Genomic DNA, 18,433 nt, shown 5'->3' with positions numbered 1-18,433 from the left:
TCGACGATACGCGGGAGCCCTCAGCGGAAGTCGCGCGAGGACGCGCGTGCCTGGAGCACCGCGCCGGCGCCGGGCACCACCACGTCGATCGGCTCCACCCGGTCGGCGACGAGGTTGGTGACGCCCTCGTTGCGCTCGAGCCGGCCGCGGATCACCACCGCCACCCGGTTGCGGGCGGCCTGGCGGTGGGCCTTCATCACCCCGACCGAGCACACCACGTTGAGCATCCCGGTCTCGTCCTCGAGGTTGAGGAAGGTGACGCCCATCGCCGTGCCGGGGCGCTGGCGGTGGGTGACCAGGCCACCGACGTGGACGCGGCGCCCGGCCTCGGTGGTGGCGAGGTCGGCGACCGAGCGCACCCCCGCGCTGCGCAGCTGGTCGCGCAGGTGCTCGACGGGGTGGCGCTCGGGCGAGATGCCGGTGGCCCAGAGGTCGGCGAGGGTGATCTCGGGCTCGCTCATCCCGGGCAGGGTCGGCGCGGCGGGGGCGGGCGTGACGCCTGGCAGGTGGTCGGCGGCCTCGGCGAAGCCTGCCGCCCACAGCGCCTCGCGGCGCTGCATCCCCCAGGCGTCGAACGCACCCGCGGTGGCGAGCGCCTCGAGCTGGGCGGAGGTGAGCCCCGCCCGCCGCGACAGGTCGGTGACGCCGGTGAACGGCGCCTCCTCGCGCGCCGCGACGATGCGCCGCGCCACGTCGAGGCCGATGCCGCGCACCGAGTCGAGCCCGAGGCGTACGGCGTGGCCGCCGTCGCGGCGGTGGTCCGGCACCGGGTCGGGCGTGCCGGGCACCCACTCGACCCGCTCGAACCGCGGCTGGCAGCAGGCGGCGCGGCCGCCGGCCCGCGCCGGGCCGACGACGAGCGGCTCGAGGTCGGCCTGGGCGGCCGAGCGGGTGACGTCGGGTCGGCGCACCTCGACGCCGTGGCGGCGCGCGTCGCCGACGAGCGACTGCGGGGAGTAGAAGCCCATCGGCTGGTTGCGCAGCAGCCCGGCGAGGAACGCCGCGGGGTAGTGGAGCTTGAACCAGGAGGAGGCGTAGACCAGGAGTGCGAAGGACAGCGCGTGGGACTCGGCGAAGCCGAAGTTGGCGAAGGACAGGATCTTGACGTAGATCGAGTCGGCGAGGTCACCGGTGATGCCGCGCCGCTCCATGCCGGAGTAGAGCTTTGCCTTGACCGACTCGATCCGCTCCACGCCGCGCTTGGAGCCCATCGCGCGGCGCAGCAGGTCGGCGTCGTCGCGGGTGCAGTCGCCGAGGGTCACGGCCATCGCCATCAGCTGCTCCTGGAACAGCGGCACCCCCTTGGTGCGCTCGAGGACCGGCACCAGCTCGGGGTGGTCGTAGGTCACCGGCTCCTGGCCGGTGGCGCGGCGGACGTAGGGGTGCACCGCGCCGCCCTGGATCGGACCGGGACGGATCAGCGCGATCTCGATGGCGAGGTCGTAGAACTCACGCGGCCGCAGGCGGGGGAGGGTGCCGATCTGGGCGCGGCTCTCGACCTGGAAGACGCCGATCGAGTCGGCGCGGCAGAGCATGTCGTAGACGGCCGGCTCCTCCTTGGGCATCGACGCGAGGTCCCACTCCTCGCCGAGATGCTCGGCGACGAGCCGCATCATGTGGTCGAGGGCGCCGAGCATCCCGAGCCCGAGCAGGTCGAACTTGACCAGCCCCATCGACTCGCAGGCGTCCTTGTCCCACTGCAGCACCGTGCGGCGGTCCATCCGGGCGCGCTCGATCGGGCAGACCTCGCCGATGGGACGCTCGGTGAGCACCATCCCGCCGGAGTGGATGCCGAGGTGGCGCGGAGCGCCCATCAGCTCCTCGGCCAGCGCGACGACCGGGTCCGGGATGTCGTGGGCGGAGGCGTCGCCTGCGTCGCCGGTCACCACGCGCCCCCCGTTCGACATGGATGGCCAGCCGTCGACCTGCTTGGACCAGGCGTCCTGCTGGCCGGGGGAGAAGCCGAGCGCCTTGGCGGCGTCGCGCACCGCCATCCGGGGGCGGTAGGTGATGATGTTGGCGACCTGGGCGGCGTTGCGGCGCCCGTAGGTGTCGTAGACCCACTGGATCACCTCCTCGCGCCGGTCGGAGTCGAAGTCGACGTCGATGTCGGGCTCCTCGTCGCGGTGCGCGGAGATGAACCGCTCGAAGGGGAGCTTGTAGAACACCGCGTCGACGGCGGTGATGCCGAGGGCGTAGCAGACCGCGGAGCTCGCGGCGGACCCGCGGCCCTGGCACAGGATCCGGCGCTCGCGGGCGAACGCGACGATGTCGTGGACGATCACGAAGTAGCCGGCGAAGTCCTTCTCGGAGATGACGCGCAGCTCGTGCTCGAGCCGCTCGCGCGCCTCGGCCTCGTGCGGCGTCCCCACGTAGCGCTCGGCGAAGCCGCGCTCGGCGATGACCCGCAGCCACGAGTCGGCCGTGTGACCCTCGGGGATCTGCCGCTTGGGCAGCGCGGGCGAGGCCTTGCGCAGGTCGAAGGCCAGCTCGTCGGCGAGGGTGACGCTGCGGGTCACCGCGTCGGGGTGGGCGGCCAGGGCGGCCGCCGTCTCCGCGCCGCTGCGCAGGTGGGACGAGCCGCCGAGGTCGAGCCAGCCGTCCATGTCGGCGAGGCTGCGGCGGGCCCGGACGGCCGCCATCGCCGAGGCGAGCCGGTGGCGCTGCGGGGTGGCGTGGTGGACGTTGCCGGCCGCCACGAGGTCGAGGCCATGGACGCCGGCGAGCCGGGCCAGGACGTCGTTGGTCGCGTCGGCGCCGGGGCGCGGCGAGAGCTCGACCAGCACGTCGCGCAGGCCGAAGAGGGAGGTGAGCCGGTCGAGCGCCTCCGAGGCCGCGGCCTCGCCGCCCGCGGCGAGCGCCTGTCGCACCAGACCCTTGCGGCAGCCGGTGAGGACCACCCAGTGGCCGCGGCCCTGCTCGCCGAGCTCGTCGAGGTCGTAGACCGGGCGGCCCTTCTCGTCGCCGCGCAGGTGCGCGTCGGTCATCGCGGCCGCGAGCCGGTGGTAGCCCTCGACGCCGCGGGCCAGCACCAGCAGGTGGCTGCCCTCGGGGTCGGGAACGCCGTTCTGCGGGCCGCTGAGCCCGAGCGACAGCTCGGCGCCGTAGACCGTGGGGAGGCCGTGGGCGGCCGCCGCCTCGGCGAGCATCGGGGCACCGTGGAAGCCGTCGTGGTCGGTGATCGCCAGGGCGTGCAGGCCGAGCCGGACCGCCTCCTCGACCAGCTCGGCGGGCGAGCTCGCTCCGTCGAGGAAGCTGAAGTGGCTGTGGCAGTGCAGCTCGGCGTAGGGCGTGACCCGGGCGGGCCGCTCGATGCGCGGCGGCTCGACAGCTGCGCGCTTGCGTCGCGAGACGGGGGCGTCGTCGGCGCCGGGGAGCCCGCTGAGCCGGCGCTCGAGCTCCTTCCAGTGCATGGCGGGGTTGTTCCAGCCCATCAGCCCTCCTCGCCCACGGTCTGCCCCGGCGTCGGCTCAGTCATAGGCCGCCTCCAGGGACCAGCCCTCCGGCGAGCGGACGAGCAGCCAGGCGCGGCCGTCGGCACCGACGACCTGGAACCGTGCGGTCGGTCCGGCGCCGCCGGACCACCACCCCTCGTCGGTGGGCCACGGGCCCGCCCAGGCCGTCACCGGCTGCCAGGGCAGGACGCCGCCGGCGACGCGGAAGCGGCGCGGCTCGCCGCTGACCACGCCGCGGTCGGTGACGGCGACGAGGTGGCCGGCGTCGTCCACGACCTCGGCGGCCGGGGGAGCGGCGAACACCCGGACCGGCGCCGGTCCCGGCACCCTGCCCGGCCACGGCCGGTCGAGAGGACGCAGGTCGACGGGACGCTCGCCCCACGGCACCAGCGCCTGCCGGGCGGCGGGGCTGCGTCCGCCCTGGAGGACGGGCCGGCGCACCGACTCGAAGCCGACCATGCCCTGCACGCGGGCCACGCCGCGCTCGACCAGGTCGTCGGACGCGGTGCCCCAGAGCGCCTCCCCGTGGGCCGCGGCCGGCTCCACGACCTCGGGGACGAACCGCACCCGCTCGACCGGCGCCCGGACCGCCCCGGAGTCCTTGCGCGCCCGGAGCGCGCCGACCGACCCCTCGACCGTGCCGGCCGACTGCAGCTGCCAGTGGACCCGGTCGACGAGGTCGCGCGCGGTGAAGTGGCGCGGGTGCAGCCACGCGCGCGAGGAGCAGACGACGCCGTCCGCCCACGCCTCGACCCGCACCGCGGTGGCGACGAGCTGGTGGCGGGCGAGCTGCTCGACGAACCGCTCGGTCGTCGTGCGGACGCTGAAGGTGATCGCCTCGACCGACTCCAGAGGCGGCTCGAACGGCACCTCCGCCTCCAGGTCGGGTGGGGGAGTGCGGGCGGCGAAGAGGGCTCGGTCCTCGCCGCGCGCCCGGCGCCGAACCGTGGCGCCGTAGGCACCGAGGCGGTGCTCCACGGCGTCGCCGGGCAGGTCGGCGAGGTCGCCGAGCGTGCGCAGGCCGAGGCGCTGCAGCAGCCCGACGAGCTCGCGACCCCGCGGTCCGTCGTCCTGCAGGACCTGGACGGGCAGCCCGCGCAGGAACGCCGCCGAGCCGCCGTCCGGGACGACCGACCACGACTGGACGTCTGCTGTCCGGGCCGCCTGCTCGGCGGTGAACAGGTCGTCGGCGATGCCGATGCGCACGTCCCAGACGCCGGTCTCGACGATCGCCTGGCACGTGGTCGCGGCGGCGTCGGTCTCCGAGCCGTACCAGCTGCCGGGTGCCCGGACGGCGAGCAGACCGGGCCGCAGGGCCGCGACCCCCGGCCGCAGGTCCTCGACGGTGGCCAGCACCGGCTCGAAGGCGCGCGCGTCGCGGTCGGGGTTGGCGGGCAGGAGCAGCAGCTCGGGGCAGCGCGACTGGGCGTCGCGGCGGCGGTGGCCACGACGTACGCCCTCCGCACGGGCCGGGCCGTTGCAGACCTCCACCACGTTGGCGGCGAGCACGGCTGCGGGCGCGCGCAGCGAGCGCCCTGCCTCGTCGAGGGCGGCGACCACCGACCAGTCGGGGCACCACACCACCATCACCCGCATCGCACGCCCCTGCTGGTGGTGGCCTCACCCCGAGGCACGACGGACCTCGCGCACCGGTGCGTCGAGGCGGTGCACCCCGGGCCAGGTCAGGTCGAGCGGCTGGGGAGGACGGGCGCCACGGTGGACCAGCACCCGGGCACGGCGCTCACGCAGCACGCCCGGCCCCGAGGTGGGGCCGAACCAGCTCGACCGCTCGGTGCTCAGCCGCGCCTCGACGCGCGGCCAGGCGCCGCGCACGACGAGCACCGACGACCGGGTCCGCAGCCGCGACTCGAGGAGGCCGGCGGTGCGCTCGTCGACCCGGCCGGGCGGTCGGAGCACGACGACGCGGAGCACGTCGACGAGGGCCGCGGTCACCTCGAGCCAGTGGTCACCGGGATCGGGCACCAGGACCGTGCGGGCGAGCTCGACGCCCAGCTCGACCGCCGCCTCGGCGCCGAAGTCGGCGCAGCCGGCGAAGCCGACCCACTCGCCGGCACGCGACGCCCCGGCGGCCAGCGCGAGACCGAGCGAGGCGGAGTCGACGGAGTAGGTCGCCCCCGCGCGCAGCGGCACCGCGTCGGCCAGCCCGGGTAGGGTCGCGACCGGTTCTCCCGCCGGCTTGCGCTCCATCGCGGCCACCCGCTCGCGCAGCTGCTCGACCACCGATCGCGACGGGTCGAGCGTCGTGATCGAGCGGGCGGAGGACATGGCTCCATCATCGAACAGGCGTTCGAACCAGTCAAGCGGGTGTGCTGGCACGGGGCAGCAACGACACGAACGGACCATGACGGATGGCTCGGGGGTGCCACCCGACGCGGACATCTGGTCCTGTCTGGACCTTACGTGCACGTGGTGTGGACGTCCTGTGGGACGGTCTGTCCACCGAGGGACACGAGGGGGTGCCATGGGTGGGGACGTCGCCGGGTGTCCTGACGGACGGGGTGGCATGCAGGTGAGTCGGCTCCAGGTCGTCGTCGGCCTCGCACTGGTGCTGGTGCTGGCCGTGTACGCGGTCAACGACTCCTACCTCGTCGACCGGCTCTGCTACGACGGCACCCTCGTCGCGGCGTCCCTCGGCGCCTGGATCGGTGTGTCCCGGGCGAGTCGCGGCGCACGCCTGGTCCCGTCCCTCGTGGCCCTCGGAGTGACCCTGTCCACGCTCGGCGACCTGCTCTGGGACCTGCTCGACTTCCTCGGCTACTCCACCGACGTCTCGCTGGCCGATCCCGCCTGGTTCTCCAGCTACGTCGCCCTGATCGCGGCGGTCGGCGTGGTGCTCGCTCGCAGCCGTCCGGGAGGTCGCCCCGACGTCGACTTCCTCGTCGACGCCGCGACGATCGTGGTCGTGAGCGTGCTGGTGTTCTGGCAGCTCTCCGTCACCTCGATCCTGAAGCAGGACGACCTCACCGCCCTCGCCAAGGTCGTGTGGTCGGCCTACCCGATCGTGGACGCCGTGCTGCTCGCCCTGGTGGTGCGCGCACTCACGAGCGCCCGGGCACGGGAGGCGATCGACGTGTGGTTCGCAGCCGGCGTCGTGCTCTGGCTGCTGTCGGACACCGGCCCCCTGGTGCTCGCCTACGAGGGGACGGCGCAGCTGGCCATCGACGCCGGCTGGATGCTGGCGCCGGTGCTCCTCGCCGGCGCGGCATGGCGGAAGCCGACGGGTGCCACGCCCGCCCAGGCCCGCGGCCACGGGTGGAGGGCAGCCCTGGTGATCGCCATCGCCCCCCTCAGCGTCCCCCCGCTCCTCGAGCTCGCGAGCCACCTGCGCGACGGCGCCGGCCAGCCGTGGCCCTTCGCATCGGGTTCGGCGAGCCTGCTGGCGCTGGCCTTCGTGCGCACCGCACGCCTGATGCGTTCGGAGGAGCGACACGTGCGCGAGCTGGAGGCGGCGCGGGACGCGGCGCTGGAGGCGTCGCGCGCGAAGTCGATGTTCGTGGCGACGATGAGCCATGAGATCCGCACGCCGCTGACCTCGCTCGTCGGATCCATGGAGATGCTGGAGGAGGGCGACCTCGACGACGACCAGGCGTTCCTGGTCGACCGGATGGGGCGTGCGACCACGCGGCTGCGCGGGCTGGTCGAGGACGTCCTCGACTTCTCCGCCATCGAGGCCGGCCGCCTCGAGCTGGACCCCCGCCCCTTCGACCTGCACCGGGTGCTGGACGAGCTGCTCGACGTCTACCAGCCGGTCGCGAGCCGGGCCGGTCTCCGGCTGGTGTGGCACCGCGACGCCGACGTCCCGGCGGACGTGGCCGGAGACACGTTGCGCCTGCAGCAGGTGCTGGGCAACCTGCTCGACAACGCCGTGAAGTTCACGCCGTCGGGGAGCGTGGGGCTGCGGGTCGCCACCCTCGGCACGGACCCGGCGAGCGGGGTGACGCGCGTGCTCTTCAGCGTGACCGACACGGGGATCGGCATCCCGGCCGACCGGCGCGCTGCCGTCTTCGAGTCGTTCACCCAGGTGGACGGGTCGTCCACCCGCCCCTACGAGGGCTCCGGGCTGGGGCTGACCATCTGCCGACGCCTCGTCGAGGCGATGGGCGGCACCGTCGAGGTGCGCAGCGCAGTCGGCGAGGGCAGCACGTTCGAGGTCTCGGTGCCACTGCAGCGCACCGGGGTCGCTGCGCGCGGCTGAGCTGGCCCGTTCGGGCCACCTGCTGAGGACGTTGGACCCTGTGCCGCACGAAGCCTCACGCGGCACAGTCGTGGCGTGGGACCGTCGGTTCCGGGACAAGGGGGTGGCGTGGTGCGCGGGAGCGTCTTCGATCGCGTCGCCGTGTCCCGCGGCGAGGCAGCAGCGGCGCTCGCCCTGCTCGTCGCGATGGTCGTCTACGCCGTCAACGACGGCTACTGGCTCGACCGGCTCAGCTACGACGGGGTCCTCGTCGGCGCCAGCATCGCCGCCTGGGTGGGCGCCGAGCGTGCGCCGCGCGGCTCGAGGCTGGTGCCGCGGCTGATCGCCCTCGGCGTGTCACTGACCGCGCTCGGCGACCTGCTCTGGGACCTGCTCGACTTCCTCGGCCGGCCCACCAACGTCTCGGTCGCCGACCCCGCGTGGTTCGCGAGCTACGTCGCCCTGTGCGGTGCGGTGTGGGTGGTGCTGGCGCGCAGCCGGCCAGGTGGCCGCCCCGACGCGGGGTTCCTCGTGGACGCCCTGACCGTCGTGGTGGTGAGCGTGCTGGTCTTCTGGCACCTCGCGATCGGGTCGATCCTGGCCCAGGACGGCCTCAGCACGCTCGCCAAGGTGGTGTGGTCCGCCTACCCGGTCCTGGACGCCGTCCTGCTCGCCATCGTGGCCCGCGTGCTGCTGAGCGGGCGTGGCCGGCGCGCCCTCGACCCCGGATTCGCGCTCGGGGTCGGCGTCTGGCTGCTCTCCGACACGGCGACGCTCGTCGCGCATCACCCCGCCGCCCTGCTGCTGATCGAGCTGGGTTGGATGGTCGCGCCCGTGCTGCTGGCTCGCGCGGTGTGGCGGGTGCGGCTGGAGGACGGACCGGCCGCCGAGGAGGACGTCCGGCACCGGTGGCGGGTCTCGCTGCTGATCGCGATCGCCCCGCTCGCCGTACCTCCGGCGCTCGAGGTGGTCGCCCACCTCGACGGCGCTGGCGGGGACCCCTGGGTGCTGGCGACGGGTTCGACAGCCCTGCTCGCCCTGGCCTTCGTGCGCACCGCGCGCCTGATGCGCTCGGAGGAGCGGCACGTGCGGGAGCTGGTCGCGGCCAGGGACGCAGCGCTCGACGCGTCGCGCGCCAAGTCGATGTTCGTCGCGACGATGAGCCACGAGATCCGCACCCCGCTGACGACCCTGGTCGGCGCGATGGAGATGCTGGAGGAGGGCGACCTCGACGACGAGCAGACCTTCCTCGTCGACCGGATGAGGCGGGCGACGACGCGGCTGCGCGGGCTGGTCGAGGACGTCCTCGACTTCTCGGCCATCGAGGCCGGCCGCCTCGAGCTGGACTCCCGCCCCTTCGACCTGCACCGGGTGCTGGACGAGCTGCTCGACGTCTACCGGCCGGTCGCGGACCGGGCCGGCCTGCGGCTGGAGTGGCACCGCGACGCCGACGTCCCGTCCGGCGTCGTGGGCGATGCGCTGCGCCTGCAACAGGTGCTGGGCAACCTGCTCGACAACGCCGTGAAGTTCACACCGTCGGGGAGCGTGGGGCTGCGGGTCGCCACCGTGGGCACGGAGCCCACGACCGGAGGGACGCGGGTGCTGTTCAGCGTGACCGACACCGGGGTCGGCATCCCCTCTGACCGGTTGGCCGCGGTCTTCGAGTCCTTCACCCAGGCCGACGGGTCGCCCACCCGACCCTACGAGGGGTCCGGCCTCGGGCTGACCATCTCGCGTCGCCTGGTGGAGGCGATGGGAGGCGCGATCGAGGTGCGCAGCGCGGTCGGCACGGGCAGCACGCTCGAGGTCTCGGTCGCCCTGAGGCGCTCGGGGGTCGCCGCCCTGGGCTGAGACGCGGCTGCTCAGGCCTCGTCGGCCGCGAGGACGTACGGCGAGCGCCCCAGCAGCCGGGTCACGACCACGCCCGTCACCACCATGGCCAGCGCGATGCCGGCCAGGACGACGAGCTGGAACTGCGCGGCGACGGCAGGGCTGGCGCCGCCGAAGAGCGCGCCGACGAAGGCGCCGGGGAGGGTGACCAGCCCGGTGGAGCGGGTCTGGTCGAGGTTGGGCAGCAGCGACTCCCGCACGGACTCGCGACCGATCTCGAGGTGGGCCTGCGACGGAGTCGCTCCCAGCGAGAGCCACGCCTCGACCTCGTCGTGGCGGTGGCGCAGCGCCCGCAGGAAGTTGCGTCCCGAGAGCGTGGCCGCCGACATGGCGTTGCCGATGACGATGCCGGCCACCGCCACGAGGTAGCGCGGCTCGGGGTCGACGAGCCGGAGCGCCAGGATCATCGCCAACGCGATGGACGCACCCGCCAGCACGCCGGCCACCGCTGCGCGTCGACCGCGCCACAGCTCGTGCAGCCGACCGGCGGCGGTCCACGACGCGGTGAGCAGCATCAGGGCGAGGAAGGCCACCACGGTCCACGGGATCGTGAGGATGCCGCGCAGCAGGAGCGCGACGACGGTGAGCTGGGCGCTCGCGCGCACCAGCGAGACCAGGGGCGCCCAGCCGAGCCCGACCCCGGCGACGCGGGCGACCGCCATCGTGGTGAGCACCAGGCCGAGCAGACCGGCGGCGAAGAACACGTAGTCGGCGACCGGCACGGGACGACGCTAGCGCGACCTAGGCTGGTGCCCATGGCAGACGAGCACCCCACCACCGTCGTCCTGTTCGGCGCCACCGGAGACCTGAGCCGCCGCAAGCTGCTGCCCGGCCTGCTGCACCTGTTCAAGACCGGTCTGCTCAGCCAGGTGCGCGTCGTCGGCACCTCGCTCGAGGACCACACCCGCCAGTCGTTCCAGGACCTCGCCGAGAAGGCGATCCGCGAGTTCGGCGACGACGACGACGTCGCCGCGTGGCCCGACTTCGCCCCGCTGCTGCACTGGGCGCCCGGCGCCGAGGGTCCTCAGGGACTGCGCCGCGTCGTCGAGGAGGCGGAGACGACCTTCCCCGACGGCACCCACCCCCAGCGCCTGCACTACCTCAGCGTGCCCCCGAAGGCGGCGCTCGCCGTCGTCGACCAGCTGCGCGAGGCAGGGCTCGCCGACCGCAGCCGGATCGTCATGGAGAAGCCCTTCGGCACCGACCTGGCCTCCGCCAGGGAGCTCAACCGCCGGCTGCACGAGGTGTTCGACGAGTCGCAGATCTTCCGCATCGACCACTTCCTCGGCAAGGAGGCAGCCCAGAACATCCTGGCCTTCCGCTTCGCCAACGGGCTCTTCGAGCCGATCTGGCACCGCCACCACATCGACCACGTGCAGATCGACGTGCCCGAGGAGCTCGGGCTCGCCCAGCGCGCCAGCTTCTACGAGGCGACCGGCGCCTACCGCGACATGGTCGTCACCCACCTCTTCCAGGTGCTCGCCTTCACCGCGATGGAGCCGCCGACCGCGCTGGAGCCGTCGGCGATCTCGGAGGAGAAGAACAAGGTCTTCCGCTCGATGCTGCCGATCGATCCGCACGACGTGGTGCGCGGGCAGTACACCGGCTACCGCGACCTCGAGGGCGTGGCGCCCGGCTCGGAGACCGAGACCTTCGTCGCGCTCAAGTGCTACATCGACAACTGGCGCTGGGCGGGCGTGCCGTTCTACCTGCGCACCGGCAAGCGGATGGCGGAGGGCGCGCGGATCATCTCGATCGCGTTCAAGGAGCCCCCGCGCACCATGTTCCCGGCCGGGTCAGGGGTCGGCGACCACGGCCCCGACCACCTCACCTTCGACCTCGCCGACCAGTCGCGGATGTCGCTGTCGTTCTACGGCAAGCGCCCGGGTCCGGGCATGCGCCTGGACAAGCTCTCGATGCAGTTCGCGATGCACGACACCGGCTGGGCCGGGTCGGTGCTCGAGGCCTACGAGCGGCTGATCCACGACGCGGTGCGCGGTGACCACACGCTGTTCACCTCCGCGCAGGGCATCGAGCGGCTGTGGGAGGTCTCCACGCCGCTGCTGGAGAATCCGCCGGTCGTGCGGCCCTACGCCCCTGGCTCGTGGGGTCCCAACCAGGTCCACCAGCTCGTCGCGCCGTTCACCTGGCGACTGCCCTTCGAGCGCAGCTGGCGCGACCCCAACTCCGAGGGCGCCTGAGCCGGGAGGCCGGCAGGCTCAGGCCCGCTGCCACTCGACGAAGTCGCCCCGCGCGGAGGCCTCGAGGTCGGCGCGGACGGCGGCGTCCTTCTCGTCCTGGCCGAGTGGTGACGGCAGCCCAGCGTCGGCGCGAGCCGCTGCGTCGTCCGGGTCGCCGGGGAGCTCCGCCAGGAAGCGGCTGGCCACGTCGACGAACGCCTCGTGGCGAGGGTTCGGGGTCGTGCCGGCGCGGCGACGCATCCGGTCGTCCTCGTCGAACGTCCAGCCCCGGTCGAGCCGACCCATCGAGCAGCACAGGCTGGCGGCGTCCAGGCAGGCGACCGCCGCCGAGTACGCGTCGGGGTGGACCACGTGCTGCCACGCCCGGACGGCCATGGACTGCTGCCCGACGTGCAACCGCTCGACCTCCGACAGGACGACGAGCTCCCCGCCCCACCCGTCGTCGACGACGAGCCTGCGGAACGGGTGCGGCGGGAGGTCCTCGCCGGTGTCCTGCAGGTCCCGCAACCGGTCGAAGAGCTCCGCCCGCGCCTGGGCGGCCCGGGCCCGGGCGACCGTGGGCTCGTCGGACACGCTCGCCTCGCGCGCGGCCACCCTGGTCGCCCACCGGGCCACGGCACGCTGCTGGTCGGCGGTCATCGCGGCCAGCAGGTGGGGCGCGTCGTCCAGCCCGAGGACGTGGCCGTGCCCGGGGAGGTACGTGAGGAGCCTGCTCGGTGGGGGCTCCGTGTCGTAGACGGTGCCGGCAGCCCCGGCAGCCCCGGCGGCGCGGGCGAGGTCGACGCGCGTCCACCGGCGCACCAGGTCGAGGCCGGCCGGCACCAGGTCGTCCTGCTCCGCCGCGACCACGTGAGGCCGCAGCGCCTTCGGCACACCGCCGAGGTCGTCGTCCGCAGCGCCGATGAGCTCCACCGAGAACAGCAGCCGGCCGCGCCGGGCCGCGGAGAACGCCGTGACCGCATTGACGTTCCAGAAGAACGACGACGCCACGGACGCGGTGCCGGCCCTCGACGCCGGGCCGAGCACCTCGGGACGGGAGCCCTGGAACCCGTTGTCCTCGAGGACGACGACCGCGTCCGGCAGCTCGACCACGCAGATCGGCTGCACGACGTCGGCGTGCCTGTCGCCGACGTCGTCGACGGATGCTGCCGGGCGGGCTGAGGCATCGACCGCCCCGAAGGCGGCCAGGACCTGCGCGACGTCACCCCCGGGGACGACCGTGACGCAGCCGGCGTCCTCCAACCCGGACAGCAGGACCCAGCGGAAGTCGTCGACGCTCACGGCGCCATGGTGGGGCATCGCGGGCCGCCGCGCCACGGGGCGTGCGGGACGGGCTCAGCGCGCCGCCGGCGGCAGGGTCGCGGGCGACGCGGCGGGTGCGCTGGCCGGGTCGGCCGGCAGCTGCTGGACCTGCTCGCGGCACCAGACGGAGACCTCCCGCGAACCGTCCAGGACGGCACCGCGGAACGGCTCCCACGGCTCCCACGCGACCTCCTCCACCTCGTCGGGATCGGGGGTCACGGGTCCGCCGACACGGGCCGCGAACACCGGGCACATCTCGTTCTCGACGACGCCGTCCATCTCCGCGCGGTAGCGGAAGGCGGGAAGCAGCAGCCGCAGGTCGTGCACGTCGATGCCGAGCTCCTGGTGGACGCGACGGCGTACGGCGTCCTCGAGGTCCTCGCCCGGCGCGGGGTGCCCGCAGCACGCGTTGGTCCAGACGCCGGGGAAGGTGGCCTTGTGCAGGGCGCGGCGGGTGAGGAGCACCCGGCCGTCGTCGTCGAAGAGGTAGCAGGAGAACGCCAGGTGCAGCGGGGTGTCGGCGTGGTGGACGGTCCGCTTGTCCTGGGTGCCGGCGGGGTGGCCGTCCTCGTCGAGGAGCACGACGAGCTCGGCCGGTGCTGTGTCGGGGTCGGTGGTCACGAGGGCACCTCGATCGGTCGGGCGAGCTGGTTGACGGCGGCGCTGAAGAGCCACGGTGCCCGCGACGCGGCCGGGACGAGCATCCGGCGCACCGGCGCGTGCGCGGTGCTGCGCAGCAGGGCGCGGGTGAGCAGCTCGTGGCGCCGGGCGAGGCGCTGGGCCACCCGGTCGTAGTCGGCCGACCGGCCCTGGGCGATGCAGGTCGCGGCGGCGCGTGCCTGGGCGAGCCCGAGGGCGATGCCCTCGCCGGTCAGCGCGTCGACGTAGCCGCCGGCGTCGCCGGCCAGCAGCACCCGTCCGGCCACCCGCGACCGCGCGACCTGGCGCAGCGGCCCGGCGCCCATGACCCGGGTGCGGTCGCCGGTCAGCCGGTCGCGCAGTGCCGGCACCTCGTCGAGCACGTCCTCGAAGCGGAGGCCCCGCCCGACGAGCGCGGCCACGCCCACCAGGTCCTCGGCGACCGGGGTCACGTAGACCTCGGCTCGGGGCGTCCAGTGCACCTCGACGAAGGACGACCAGGGCGCCTGCGCGACGTGGCAGCGCAGCCCGAACCGAGCCGGACCCGGACCGGGCGCGTCGAGGCCGACCGCGCGGCGCACGGGGGAGTGCAGGCCGTCCGCGGCGACGAGGTGCCGGGCGGGCTCGCCGTCGACCAGCACGTGGTCGGGCGTCTGCCGCACGTCCTCGACCGCCCGCGGCTCGACGGGGACGCCGGCGGTGGCCAGTCGCCCGGCCAGCGCGTCGTGCAGCACCGTGCGGCGTACGCCCCGACCGGGCGCGGCCGAGAAGCGCGCGCTCGCCCGGCGCGACGTGGTGGCGTCGAGGTACCGGATGCCGGACAGCACGCGGCCGGGCGGGTCCACGCCGAGGTCGGCCAGCTCGGCCACCGCGCCCGGCATCAGGCCCTCGCCGCACGCCTTGTCGATCGGACCCGTGCGCGGCTCGCGCACCACCACGTCGAGTCCCAGCCGGTGGGCGTGGAGCGCCACCGCCATCCCGACCGGGCCGCCGCCGGCCACCACCAGGTCACGCACGGGCGAGCCCGTCCTCGCGCGGCAGGCTCGCCAGCGCGGCGTCCTCGGTGCGGATCCGGACCGCCAGCAGGCCCGCGTTGAGCACGGTGAAGACGATCGCGGTGGTCCACGCGGCGTGCACCAGCGGGAGGGCGACACCCTCGACGACCACGGCGACGTAGTTGGGGTGCGGGACCAGGCGGTAGGGGCCAGACCGCACCGGCGCGAGGCCGGGCACCACGATCACGCGGGTGTTCCAGCGCCGGCCGAGGGTGGCGATGCACCACCACCGCAGCGCCTGCGAGGCGACCACCAGCGCGAGCATCGACCACGCGAGCGCGGAGGGGACGTCGGGACGCCGGACCCAGGCCTCGACCAGCGCGCCGACGAGCAGCCCGGTGTGCAGGACGACCATGAACGGGTAGTGGCCCTGGCCGGTCTCGACACCGCCGCGCTCTCTGCTCCAGGCTGCGTTGCGCACCGAGACGACCAGCTCGGCGACCCGCTCGAGGCCGACGAGGGCGACGAGGACGGTGAAGGCGACCAGCGTCGTCACGACGCCGCCTCCAGCAGGACCAGCTCGGAGCAGAAGCCCGGCCCCATCGCCAGCAGGACGCCGTGGGTGCCCGGCGCGGGCGGTCGCTCGCGCAGGGTGTCCTCGAGGACGTGCAGCACCGACGCCGATGACAGGTTGCCGACCCGGGCCAGGGAGTCCCAGGTGAGCTGGACCGCGTCGCGCGGCACCTCCAGCGCGTACTCGAGCGCCTCGATCACCTTCGGGCCGCCGGGGTGGCAGACCCACCACCCGACGTCGGCGCGGGTGAGGTCGTGGTCGGCGAGGAAGCGGTCGACGTCCTCGCGCAGGAACCGCTCGACCAGCGCGGGCACCTCGGCGTCGAGCACGATCCGCAGCCCGGTGGACGCCACGTCGAAGCCCATGGTCCGCTCGCTGTCGGGGTAGAGCCGGCTGCGTGAGTCGACCACCCGGACCGGTCCCGGACGGCCCTCGTCGCCGACCGCGACGACCGCGGAGGCGCCGTCGCCGAACAGGCCGCTGGCCACCAGGTTGGGCACCGACGTGTCGTCGAGCTGGACGGTCAGCGAGCACAGCTCGACGGCGACCAGCACCGCCGTGTGGGTCGGGTGGCCCAGGAGGTAGTCGTGCACGCGGGCGATGCCCGCGGCGCCGGCGACGCACCCGAGCCCGACGAGCGGCATCCGGCGCACGTCCTCGCGCAGCCCCACCTGGGCGGCGATGCGGGCGTCGAGCGAGGGGACGGCGAGGCCGGTGACGGTCGCGGTGACGACCAGGTCGACGTCGGAGGGGGTCAGGTCCGCGGCCTTGAGCGCGTCGACGAGCGCGCGCGAGCCGAGCTCGACGGCGTGCTCGATGAACAGGTCGTTGGCCCGGCCGAAGTCGCCGAGCGCGGCGTAGTCCCCGAGCGGCAGCACGGTGTGGCGCTGCTCGACGCCGCAGTTGGCGTGGAAGCGCCGCAGCAGCGCCCGGTCAAGGCTGCTGCCGGGGCTGATCACGTCGGCGAACGCCTCGGTGATCTCGGACTGCGGGTGCACGTGCGCGGGGAGTGCGCCGCGTGCGGTCAGGATCCTCATGTGGGCCACCTCGGGCTCGTGGGTGCGGACGTGGGGTCGGTCGTGCGCCGGGAGACCAGGGAGCGGGCCAGGCCGGTGGCCAGGCGGCGGTCGATCAGGCCGTCGCCCAGCCCGATCTCGACGAGTGCGTCGAAGGCGTGCCGGTCGCGCCCGGCTGCGCGGATGCCGGCGTCGACCACCCGCGGGGAGCGGGAGAGCCGCGACGCGGTCCAGGTGTGGCGCAGGTGGGGGCCCAGCGTCCGTCGGACGTGGGCGCGGTGCTCGGCGCCGGCGCGCTCGGGGTGGCCGGCGGCGACGGCGCGGGCGGCCGTACGTCCGGCGGCGATGCCGGTCGCGACGGCGTAGTAGATGCCCTCGCCGGTCATCGGGTTGACCAGCCCGGCTGCGTCGCCGGCGAGCAGGACGTTGCCGTCGGGCTGGTCCCACCGCCAGCCGCTCAGCGGCAGGTGGTGACCGCGCCAGTCGCTGCCGGTGCTGGCCGCGCCCGGCACCAGGAGCTCGAGCTGGTCGAGGAGGAGCCGCCGGCGCGGGCCGCCGGCCGTTGCGTCGCGGCGGTCACCCGGGAGGAGCTCGCCGTAGCCGACGTTGGCGAGTCCGTCGCCGCGGTCGAAGCACCAGGCGTACGACGGCTGGCGGCGCTCGCCGTAGCGGATCACCTGCCGTCCCTCCGTGCCGGCGGGCACCGGCGCGTAGCCGCGGATCGCGATGGCGCGCGGCGTGCGGGACCGTCCGAGGAGGGCGGTCCGCACGAGCGAGTGCGCGCCGTCCGCGCCGACCACGACCCGTCCGGCGAGCTCGTCCGACACGAGCGAGTCGTCGCGACCCACGTGGAGCGAGGTGGCGCGGTGCCGGCGCAGCACCGCGCCCGCGGCGACGGCCCGCTCGACGAGGCGGGCGTCGAGGACGCGTCGCGGCACGACGTGCACCTCGCGCTCCATCTCCCCGTCGACCGCCAGCGGTCCCCGCGACAGCACGAGGCGGCGCAGCGGCTGCCACCCGTCGACCACGTCCGCGGCACCGACCTCGGCGAGCGCGTCGAGGACGTGGGGCGCGACGCCGTCGCCGCAGGACTTGTCCCGCGGGAAGTCGGCGCGGTCCAGCAGGAGCACCCGCAAGCGGGGGTCCTCGGCGAGGGCGCCGAGGGCCGTCGCGGCGCCGGCCGGACCCGCGCCCACCACGACGAGGTCCCAGCGCTCGGGTGCCGTCACCGGGCCACCACCAGCAGGGCGGCGTCGACGAGCGCGATCGCGACGGCCGCCGCGAACGGGCGGCGGCCGGAGAGGCCGACGACGCCGGCGGCGAGCACGAGCACGGCACCCCCGGTGGCCCAGACGACCGGCCGGGGCGGTGCGGCGCCGACGAGGGCGACCACCGTCGCGGCGACGAGCACGACGGCCGCGACCGGGGCGATCCAGCGCGGCCCGAGCGCGTGCGGAAGTCCGCGTACGCCCGTGGCGGCGTCGTCGGCCAGGTCGGGCAGGACGTTCAGAAGGTGGGCGCCGACGCCGAGCAGCGCCCCGCCCGCCGGCCACCACCACGGCGGCGCCTCGCCCCCGGCGAGGGCCACGAACGCGGTGAGGCCGCCGAACGCGACGGCGTAGGGGAGCCAGGACAGCAGCGTCGACTTGAGGCCGAGGTTGTAGGCCCAGCCGGACGCGACGCAGACGAGGTGCACGAGGCCGGCGGCGAGGCCGCAGGCCAGCGAGAGGGGGACGCACGCCAGGACGGCGACCACGCAGCAGGCACGGACCACTCCAACCGGGACGGCGCCCGTCGCCAGGGGCTTGTCGTCACGTCCGGCGAGGCAGTCGCGGGCGAGGTCGACGAGGTCGTTGCTCCACCCGATGGACAGCTGCCCGGCCAGGACGGCGGCCACCACGAGCAGCCCGCGCGCGGGACCGAGGTCCTGCGCGAGGACCAGCAGGAGCGCCAGGACCGTCACCGCGAGCGCCGGCCCGCCGTGAGCCGCCGCTGCGAGGCCGCGCACGGCGGGCAGCGCCGCGGTGCGGTGCGGGGACAGCTCGGTGGTCACGCGACCTCCTCGGCCGGGTCCGGGTGGACCGTCCCCAGCGACGCTACCCACGCCCCGTGAACGCACGTCACCGTTCGAGGTGCCGTACGCCCTCGTACCCGGGCCGAGCGACG

Annotated in this window: 14 protein-coding genes; 3 read left to right on the top strand and 11 right to left on the bottom strand. The window is 74.8% G+C overall.

Going from position 1 to position 18,433, the window contains the following annotated elements:
- Positions 1 to 20 precede the first annotated feature (20 nt).
- From KDN32_RS11705 to imuA', 3 genes are read right to left on the bottom strand one after another with little or no spacing between them, the layout of a single operon-like run.
- Entirely contained in the window at positions 21 to 3,434 is a 3,414-nt protein-coding gene (locus KDN32_RS11705; RefSeq protein WP_211732229.1) for an error-prone DNA polymerase, read from the bottom strand.
- 36 nt (positions 3,435 to 3,470) lie between these two features.
- Positions 3,471 to 5,051, bottom strand: a complete 1,581-nt coding sequence (locus tag KDN32_RS11700; protein ID WP_211732228.1) for a Y-family DNA polymerase — start codon at positions 5,049 to 5,051, stop codon at positions 3,471 to 3,473.
- Positions 5,052 to 5,075: 24 nt separating this feature from the next.
- Entirely contained in the window at positions 5,076 to 5,741 is a 666-nt protein-coding gene (gene imuA', locus KDN32_RS11695; RefSeq protein WP_211732227.1) for a DnaE2-dependent mutagenesis accessory factor ImuA', read from the bottom strand.
- Positions 5,742 to 5,979: 238 nt separating this feature from the next.
- Between imuA' and KDN32_RS11690 the strand changes: the two genes are divergently transcribed.
- Both KDN32_RS11690 and KDN32_RS23325 read left to right on the top strand, forming a co-directional pair.
- Entirely contained in the window at positions 5,980 to 7,671 is a 1,692-nt protein-coding gene (locus tag KDN32_RS11690; protein WP_211732226.1) for a sensor histidine kinase, read from the top strand.
- Positions 7,672 to 7,779: 108 nt separating this feature from the next.
- Positions 7,780 to 9,501, top strand: a complete 1,722-nt coding sequence (locus tag KDN32_RS23325; protein ID WP_211732225.1) for an ATP-binding protein — start codon at positions 7,780 to 7,782, stop codon at positions 9,499 to 9,501.
- An 11-nt stretch (positions 9,502 to 9,512) separates the two neighbouring features.
- Here the strand turns inward: KDN32_RS23325 and KDN32_RS11680 are convergent, their stop codons facing one another.
- A complete protein-coding gene (locus tag KDN32_RS11680; protein WP_307853975.1) occupies positions 9,513 to 10,262 on the bottom strand; it encodes an ABC transporter permease in 750 nt (249 codons plus the stop codon).
- Between the two features lie 33 nt (positions 10,263 to 10,295).
- Between KDN32_RS11680 and zwf the strand changes: the two genes are divergently transcribed.
- Positions 10,296 to 11,741 (top strand): glucose-6-phosphate dehydrogenase, encoded by a 1,446-nt coding sequence (zwf, locus tag KDN32_RS11675; RefSeq protein ID WP_211732224.1) that lies wholly within the window; start codon positions 10,296 to 10,298, stop codon positions 11,739 to 11,741.
- Between the two features lie 18 nt (positions 11,742 to 11,759).
- Here the strand turns inward: zwf and KDN32_RS11670 are convergent, their stop codons facing one another.
- The 7 genes from KDN32_RS11670 to KDN32_RS11640 are packed head-to-tail and all read right to left on the bottom strand — an operon-like array spanning position 11,760 to position 18,320.
- The gene (locus KDN32_RS11670; protein WP_211732223.1) at positions 11,760 to 13,022 is read right to left on the bottom strand and encodes a DUF6461 domain-containing protein; all 1,263 of its coding nucleotides are present in this window, start codon (positions 13,020 to 13,022) and stop codon (positions 11,760 to 11,762) included.
- Positions 13,023 to 13,076: 54 nt separating this feature from the next.
- Positions 13,077 to 13,664, bottom strand: a complete 588-nt coding sequence (gene idi / locus KDN32_RS11665; protein ID WP_211732222.1) for an isopentenyl-diphosphate Delta-isomerase — start codon at positions 13,662 to 13,664, stop codon at positions 13,077 to 13,079.
- A complete protein-coding gene (locus KDN32_RS11660) occupies positions 13,661 to 14,698 on the bottom strand; it encodes an NAD(P)/FAD-dependent oxidoreductase (RefSeq protein ID WP_211732221.1) in 1,038 nt (345 codons plus the stop codon). The genes idi and KDN32_RS11660 overlap by 4 nt, the downstream gene beginning before the upstream one ends.
- A complete protein-coding gene (locus tag KDN32_RS11655) occupies positions 14,691 to 15,233 on the bottom strand; it encodes an isoprenylcysteine carboxyl methyltransferase family protein (protein WP_307853974.1) in 543 nt (180 codons plus the stop codon). The genes KDN32_RS11660 and KDN32_RS11655 overlap by 8 nt, the downstream gene beginning before the upstream one ends.
- Positions 15,230 to 16,288 (bottom strand): type III polyketide synthase, encoded by a 1,059-nt coding sequence (locus tag KDN32_RS11650; protein ID WP_211732220.1) that lies wholly within the window; start codon positions 16,286 to 16,288, stop codon positions 15,230 to 15,232. Before KDN32_RS11650 ends, KDN32_RS11655 begins: the two co-directional genes overlap by 4 nt.
- Positions 16,285 to 17,496, bottom strand: a complete 1,212-nt coding sequence (locus KDN32_RS11645) for an NAD(P)/FAD-dependent oxidoreductase (RefSeq protein ID WP_211732219.1) — start codon at positions 17,494 to 17,496, stop codon at positions 16,285 to 16,287. The genes KDN32_RS11650 and KDN32_RS11645 overlap by 4 nt, the downstream gene beginning before the upstream one ends.
- Entirely contained in the window at positions 17,493 to 18,320 is an 828-nt protein-coding gene (locus tag KDN32_RS11640) for a UbiA family prenyltransferase (protein WP_211732218.1), read from the bottom strand. Before KDN32_RS11640 ends, KDN32_RS11645 begins: the two co-directional genes overlap by 4 nt.
- Positions 18,321 to 18,433: the final 113 nt, after the last annotated feature.

The organism is Nocardioides palaemonis (genome assembly GCF_018275325.1).
GTDB lineage: Bacteria > Actinomycetota > Actinomycetes > Propionibacteriales > Nocardioidaceae > Nocardioides > Nocardioides palaemonis.
Note: the sequence above shows the minus strand (reverse complement) of the source record. Positions and strands in the feature narration are given on the sequence as shown.

What these genes read in the sequence shown, in the direction of transcription:
- zwf (WP_211732224.1), top strand. Translation starts at nt 10,296, where the DNA reads ATGGCAGACGAGCACCCCACCACCGTCGTCCTGTTCGGCGCCACCGGA.
- KDN32_RS11705 (WP_211732229.1), bottom strand. Translation starts at nt 3,434, where the DNA reads ATGGGCTGGAACAACCCCGCCATGCACTGGAAGGAGCTCGAGCGCCGG.
- KDN32_RS11690 (WP_211732226.1), top strand. Translation starts at nt 5,980, where the DNA reads ATGCAGGTGAGTCGGCTCCAGGTCGTCGTCGGCCTCGCACTGGTGCTG.
- KDN32_RS11650 (WP_211732220.1), bottom strand. Translation starts at nt 16,288, where the DNA reads ATGAGGATCCTGACCGCACGCGGCGCACTCCCCGCGCACGTGCACCCG.
- KDN32_RS11700 (WP_211732228.1), bottom strand. Translation starts at nt 5,051, where the DNA reads ATGCGGGTGATGGTGGTGTGGTGCCCCGACTGGTCGGTGGTCGCCGCC.
- imuA' (WP_211732227.1), bottom strand. Translation starts at nt 5,741, where the DNA reads ATGTCCTCCGCCCGCTCGATCACGACGCTCGACCCGTCGCGATCGGTG.